Below are 6,848 nucleotides of genomic sequence, written 5' to 3' on the forward strand. Positions count from 1 at the left end.
TATCATCTTAATTACATAATAATCAATTATTAAATTACAACATTCATTAAATATTAAAAACAAAATGGCAAATTATTTCAATACATTACCACTTAGATTACAATTAGAACAATTAGGAGTTTGCGAATTTATGGAGCAATCTGAATTTGCAGATGGAATTGCTGCTCTTGCAGGAAAAAAAGTTGTCATCGTAGGTTGTGGTGCACAAGGTTTGAATCAAGGTTTAAACATGAGAGATTCTGGTTTGGATATTTCTTATGCATTACGTGCAGATGCAATCGCTGAAAAAAGAGCTTCTTATAAAAATGCTACTGAAAACGGTTTTACTGTAGGTACTTATGAAGAATTAATACCAACTGCTGACTTAGTTTGTAACTTAACTCCGGATAAGCAACATACTGCTGTAGTTACTGCCATTATGCCATTAATGAAGCAGAATTCTACATTAGCTTATTCTCACGGTTTTAATATTGTTGAAGAAGGAATGCAGATTCGTAAAGATATTACGGTAATTATGTGTGCTCCTAAATGTCCCGGATCTGAGGTTCGCGAAGAATACAAAAGAGGATTTGGTGTACCAACTTTAATCGCTGTTCACCCTGAAAACGATCCAAACGGTTTTGGTTTAGATCAGGCAAAAGCTTACGCTGTAGGAACTGGAGGACACAAAGCAGGAGTTTTGAAATCATCTTTCGTTGCCGAAGTAAAATCAGATTTAATGGGTGAGCAAACTATCCTTTGCGGATTATTGCAAACGGGATCTATTTTATGTTTTGATAAAATGGTCGAAAAAGGAATCGATGCGGCATATGCTTCAAAATTAATTCAGTACGGATGGGAAACTATCACTGAAGCTTTGAAACATGGTGGTATTACCAATATGATGGATCGTTTATCAAATCCTGCAAAAATCGAAGCTTATGAAATTGCTGAAGAATTAAAAGACATCATGCGTCCGTTATTCCAAAAGCACCAAGATGATATTATTTCTGGAGAATTCTCAAGAACTATGATGATTGACTGGGCTAATGATGATGTGAATTTATTGAAATGGAGAGCTGCAACCGGAGAAACTAACTTCGAAAAAACAGCTCCACAAGAAGCTCCAATTTCTGAACAAGAATATTTTGACAATGGAGTATTGATGATTGCAATGGTAAAAGCTGGTGTAGAATTGGCTTTTGAAACAATGACAGAAGCTGGAATTATCGAAGAATCAGCTTATTATGAGTCATTGCACGAATTGCCTTTGATTGCAAATACAATCGCAAGAAAAAAATTGTTTGAAATGAACCGTGTTATTTCGGATACAGCAGAATATGGTTGTTATTTATTTGACCATGCTTGTAAACCGTTATTGACAGAATATATGAAAACTGTTGAAACTAACATTATAGGAAAACCATTTTCAACTTCAAACGGAGTAGATAATGCTATATTAATTGCAGTAAACAAAGAAATTCGTCAACATCCTATCGAAGAAGTAGGAGCATGGTTGAGAGAATCTATGACTGCTATGAAAAAAATTGGATAATAAAATTGGGAATTACCACACATTCGGGTGTGATGGGATTTTGCACTGTATCTCTTTTTATATAATATTTTGAATTAGTAAGCACTTATTAAAAAAAATTGGATATAGATGCATTTTGCATTCACTTAACTTCTGTGAGTAAGTAAGTTAAGTGAAGCTAATCCCTAAAATGGGAGTATGTTTAAAAATAAACATACTTGCTGTAAGTTTCTATTTTGATTAATAAAGATGCTTCTATTTTCAAAATAGGATATAGCATTGTAATGCAGAATTACGAAATTAATTGTTATTGAAATTGTTAAATTAAAAAGGCGTAGTATTTATTTATTGCGCCTTTTTTGCAATATGTATTTTAGCCTCAAAAACTAAAATTTTATATAATAGACAGAAAAAAAGCATATTTTTTTTAATATGTGTTTTTTTATGCTGAAATTTATGAATTAAATAATTTTAAGAATACGCTGATATTTAATACATTTATAAAAAAAATTCCAAAAACATATGAGTTATTATAAAATTGAAAATTTAGAACAATATTTTAAACATTACAATAAGTCAATAAGAGAACCAAGGAAATTTTGGGGAAAAATAGCTGAGGAAAATTTCACTTGGTATCAACAATGGGATAAAGTAGTTGATTTTAATATGGCTGATGCCGAAGTAAAATGGTTTACTGAAGCTAAAGTTAATATTACAAAGAATTGTATAGACAGACACTTAAGCAAAAGAGGAGAAAAAACGGCTATTATTTTTGAACCGAACGATCCTTCTGAAGAAGCTTTACATATTACATATAACGAATTGTATGAACGAGTTTCAAAAATGGCAAATGTTTTGCGTGAGCAAGGTGTTCGTAAAGGAGACAGAGTTTGTATTTATTTACCAATGATTCCTGAATTGGCAGTTGCAGTATTGGCATGTGCCAGAATTGGAGCAATTCATTCGGTTATTTTTGCTGGTTTTTCAGCTTCTGCAGTTTCTGCAAGAATTAATGATTGCGAATGCAAAATGGTTATCACATCTGATGGTGGTTACAGAGGAAGTAAAACAATCGATTTAAAAGGAATTGTTGATGAAGCTTTAGACTCTTGTCCTTCAGTTACTAAGGTTTTAGTTGCTAAAAGAACTCAAACAGAAGTTAAAATGAAAGAAGGTCGCGACCAATGGTTACAGCCTTTATTAGACGCAGCTTTAGACAATAGTGTTGCTGAAATTATGGATGCTGAAGATCCTTTATTTATCCTATACACTTCCGGTTCTACAGGTAAACCAAAGGGAATGGTTCATACTACAGCCGGATATATGGTTTATACGGCTTATACCTTTAAAAATGTTTTTGCTCATGAAGAAAATGACATTTTTTGGTGTACAGCAGATATTGGTTGGATTACAGGTCACTCTTATATATTATACGGGCCATTATTAAATGGTGGAACAACTGTAATTTTTGAAGGAGTTCCGTCTTATCCTGACTTTAGCCGTTTTTGGGATATTATCGAAAAACATAAAATCACACAATTCTACACTGCGCCAACAGCAATTCGTTCGTTAGCAAAAGAAAGTTTAGATTACATTCAAAAATATCCACTTAAATCACTTAAAGTTATTGGATCTGTTGGAGAACCAATCAACGAAGAAGCTTGGCACTGGTTTAATGACCACGTTGGAGATAAGAGATGTCCGGTGGTTGATACTTGGTGGCAAACTGAAACTGGCGGAATCATGATTTCTCCAATTGCTTTTGTAACTCCAACAAAACCAACTTATGCAACTTTGCCATTACCGGGAATTCAACCTGTTTTAATGGATGAAAAACGCAATGAAATCGAAGGAAACCAAGTTGTTGGAAGTTTATGTATTAAATTTCCGTGGCCAGGAATCGCCAGAACAATCTGGGGAGATCATCAACGTTACAAAGACACTTATTTTTCTTCTTTTCCCGGAAAATATTTTACAGGAGACGGAGCTTTAAGAGACGAAGTAGGTTATTACAGAATTACCGGTAGAGTAGATGATGTTGTAATTGTTTCCGGACATAATTTAGGAACAGCTCCTATTGAAGATGCAATTAACGAACATCCTGCGGTTGCAGAATCTGCAATTGTTGGATTTCCACACGATATTAAAGGAAATGCTTTGTATGGTTATGTAATTTTGAAAGAAACAGGAGAAGTTAGAAATAAAGAAAATCTGTCTAAAGAAATTAACCAATACATTTCTGATCACATTGGTCCAATTGCAAAACTGGATAAAATTCAGTTTGTGTCCGGTTTGCCAAAGACACGTTCAGGAAAAATTATGCGTAGAATTTTACGTAAAATAGCCGAAGGAGATTTTTCTAATTTTGGAGATACTTCAACATTATTAAATCCTGAAATTGTAGAAGAAATTATGAAAGATAAAATCTAATAATTTCTCAACTTTATAAAATAAAAAACTCCAATGAAGATTGGAGTTTTTTTATGCGTTCTAAACCCGACAGGTTTTAAAAATCCGTCGGGTTTGTCTGCTCACTACGAATTGCTAAACTGTAGATTACTTAAGTTTTTATAGATACCGTTTTCAAGATTTATTAATTCCTGATGTGTTCCTTCTTCCGTTATTACTCCGTTGTCTAAAACTAAAATTTTATCTGCGTTTCTAATAGTCGAAAGTCGGTGTGCAATAATGATGCTCGTTCTTCCTTCCATTAATACTTCTAAGGCTTCCTGAACTAGTTTTTCGCTTTCGCTGTCTAATGATGATGTAGCTTCGTCTAAAATCAAAATACTTGGATTTTTAAGCAATGCTCTGGCAATCGCAATACGTTGACGCTGTCCTCCGGATAATTTTACGCCGCGTTCTCCAACCAAAGTTTCGAATTTCTCCGGAAATCCTTCTACAAAGTTTAGCGCATTTGCTTGTTTTGCTGCAAGCATAATTTCTTCATTTGTTGCATCTGGTTTTCCGTATGCAATATTTTCTCTGATTGTTCCTCCAAATAAAATAACATCCTGCGGAACAATACTCATGTTTCCACGAAGATTTTCTAAATCATAATCGTAGATATTTTTTCCGTCAACCAAAATTTCGCCCGAAGTAATATCGTAAAAACGAAGTAATAAAGAGGAAATAGTTGATTTTCCTGCTCCACTTGGTCCAACAATTGCAATTTTTTGTCCAAATTCTGCAGTGAAATTTACATCTTTTAAAACCTGAACTTCTTTTCTTGAAGGGTAACTAAAAGCAACACTTTTGAAAGAAACATTTCCTTTAATTTTTTCTACAATTGGTGCTTTCGGACCTGCTTTGATATCTTCCGGAGTTTCTTCCAATAATTCGAAAACACGTTCTGTTGCTCCAACCGCTTTCTGAATTTGTGCATACATCTCGGCAATTCCACCAAAAGACGCACCAATAAAGGTTGTATAAAGCACAAATGAGATCAAATCTCCAACGCCTTGAACTTCACCCTTAATAGTTAAAGTTATTCCGTACCAAACGACAGCAACAACACAACCAAAAAGACATAAAATAATAAACGATGCAAAATAACCTCGATATTGACCGCCTTTGATAGCGATTTTTACGATTTCCTTGATTTTATTTTTATAACGCTGAATTTCGTACCATTCATTAGCAAAAGCTTTCACATTACTGATTCCCTGAAGCGTTTCTTCGACGATAACTTGACTTTCTGCTACTTTGTCTTGTGTTTTCTTTCCGTATTTACGAATAAATCTTCCAAAAATAACAGCTGCAACGGCAACAATTGGTACAATTGCCAACATCATCAAAGTAAGTTTCGGGCTAATATTTCCTAAAATAACGAAACCTCCAACAATTAATATAAACTGACGTAAAAATTCGGCTATTGTAGTGGTAAAAGTGTCTTGCAATTGGGAAATATCAGCGCTGATTCGGCTATTTAATTCTCCAACACGTTTTTGAGAATAAAAGGACATCGGTAGTTTTACCAGATTTTCATACAAAGCAAAACGAATATTGGATAAAGAGTTCTCCGTGAAATTAACAAAGAGAGAAATTCTAAAAAAAGAGAATATCGCCTGAAGCGTAAGAATTACCATTAGTCCAACGGCAATTTCGTTGGCTCTGCTAAGGTTTTTATTGGTAACACAATCAACAAGCATTCCCATTAACTTAGGAAAGGCGAGGGCAGTAGCACTTGTTAATAATAAGAAGATCAAACCAAGGAAAAATTTCCATTTATGACCTTTGCCGTATTTAAAAATTCTGAAAGCTTTTTGAAGTGAATTAGAGTCTAATTTAGCCTTAGGTAAATCATTTTCTTGAAATCTTGCCATTTGAGTATACAATTAAGATATGCAAATGTATGACTATAGCAAATGATTACAAAAGAATATTATTAATTAGACTTCCGTATTCTTGTTTTTAACTAAATGTAAAGAAATTGCCATTTTTATTTGAATTTAAAAATCTGTAATTGAGATTAATAAGGAAAAACACTGAAAAACTTTTCATTTTTTTATCTAAAAACACTTGTAAATACAAAATCTAGCTGTACATTTGCACTCGCAATCACGAAACGATAGCAACCTAGTAAAAGAGGGCGATTAGCTCAGCTGGTTCAGAGCACCTCGTTTACACCGAGGGGGTCGGGGGTTCGAACCCCTCATCGCCCACAGATTTTTAAAATACCTCCAAAGTCATTTGATTTTGGAGGTTTTTTTATGGCTATAAAACAATTTTATGAATTTTATTGTTTACATCTTATTTAGCGAAAGCAAGAATAGATTCTATATTGGATTTACTTCTAATTTAGAAGAAAGACTTSTTCGTCATAATCAAAAAAGCAAAGGTTTTAYAGGAAATGTAAATGACTGGAAAGTAGTTTATACCGAAAATTATGAAACAAAAGAACTGGCACATAAAAGAGAATTACAAATTAAAGCATGGAAAAGCAGAATAAAAATTCAAGAATTAATTAAAAATAAATAATTAGCTCAGCTGATTCAGAGCATTCCGATTTTTCATCGGAAGTGGTCGGGGGTTCGAACGGATCAACACGAAAACCTGTGGAGTAGCAAAAATTAAGCATAAATATTAGTTAGTCTGAAAAGGAAGTATTCTATATTTCTAACGCCCCTGAATTTTGACCTAAATGCTTTTATTTTTGCGTTGAAAGATTCTGCCGAAGCGTTGGTGCTTCTGTTGTCAAAATAATTCAATATGGTTTGATAATGATTTATAATTGTGCGAGAGATTGTACCAAAAGATTTAAATCCAGATTGATTTACTTTTTCGTGCCATTTGGCTAGTTTAGCAAAGCCTATGATTTTATCTTTTGTGTTCT

Annotated in this window: 5 protein-coding genes and 1 tRNA gene; 4 read left to right on the forward strand and 2 right to left on the reverse strand. The window is 33.5% G+C overall.

Going from position 1 to position 6,848, the window contains the following annotated elements:
- Positions 1-64 precede the first annotated feature (64 nt).
- Positions 65-1,534, forward strand: coding sequence for a ketol-acid reductoisomerase (gene ilvC / locus EAH81_RS02250; protein WP_140503264.1), 1,470 nt, complete (start codon positions 65-67; stop codon positions 1,532-1,534).
- Between the two features lie 501 nt (positions 1,535-2,035).
- Positions 2,036-3,943: an acetate--CoA ligase gene (acs, locus tag EAH81_RS02255; RefSeq protein ID WP_140503266.1), complete on the forward strand. Its 1,908-nt coding sequence runs from the start codon at positions 2,036-2,038 to the stop codon at positions 3,941-3,943.
- Positions 3,944-4,047: 104 nt separating this feature from the next.
- On the opposite strand, the gene EAH81_RS02260 is transcribed toward acs, so the two are convergent.
- Positions 4,048-5,838 carry an ABC transporter ATP-binding protein gene (locus EAH81_RS02260; protein ID WP_140503268.1) on the reverse strand — a complete coding sequence of 597 codons (1,791 nt, stop codon included), beginning with the start codon at positions 5,836-5,838 and terminating at the stop codon, positions 4,048-4,050.
- 264 nt (positions 5,839-6,102) lie between these two features.
- Between EAH81_RS02260 and EAH81_RS02265 the strand changes: the two genes are divergently transcribed.
- Both EAH81_RS02265 and EAH81_RS02270 read left to right on the forward strand, forming a co-directional pair.
- Positions 6,103-6,177: transfer RNA gene (locus tag EAH81_RS02265), tRNA-Val, on the forward strand.
- Positions 6,178-6,244: 67 nt separating this feature from the next.
- The gene (locus EAH81_RS02270) at positions 6,245-6,493 is read left to right on the forward strand and encodes a GIY-YIG nuclease family protein (RefSeq protein ID WP_140503270.1); all 249 of its coding nucleotides are present in this window, start codon (positions 6,245-6,247) and stop codon (positions 6,491-6,493) included.
- 92 nt (positions 6,494-6,585) lie between these two features.
- Here EAH81_RS02270 and EAH81_RS02275 read toward each other — a convergent pair.
- On the reverse strand, positions 6,586-6,848 hold a 263-nt coding region (locus tag EAH81_RS02275), incomplete at its 5' end, for a transposase (protein ID WP_140503273.1).

It is taken from the genome of Flavobacterium pectinovorum, assembly GCF_006438875.1.
Taxonomy (GTDB): domain Bacteria; phylum Bacteroidota; class Bacteroidia; order Flavobacteriales; family Flavobacteriaceae; genus Flavobacterium; species Flavobacterium pectinovorum_A.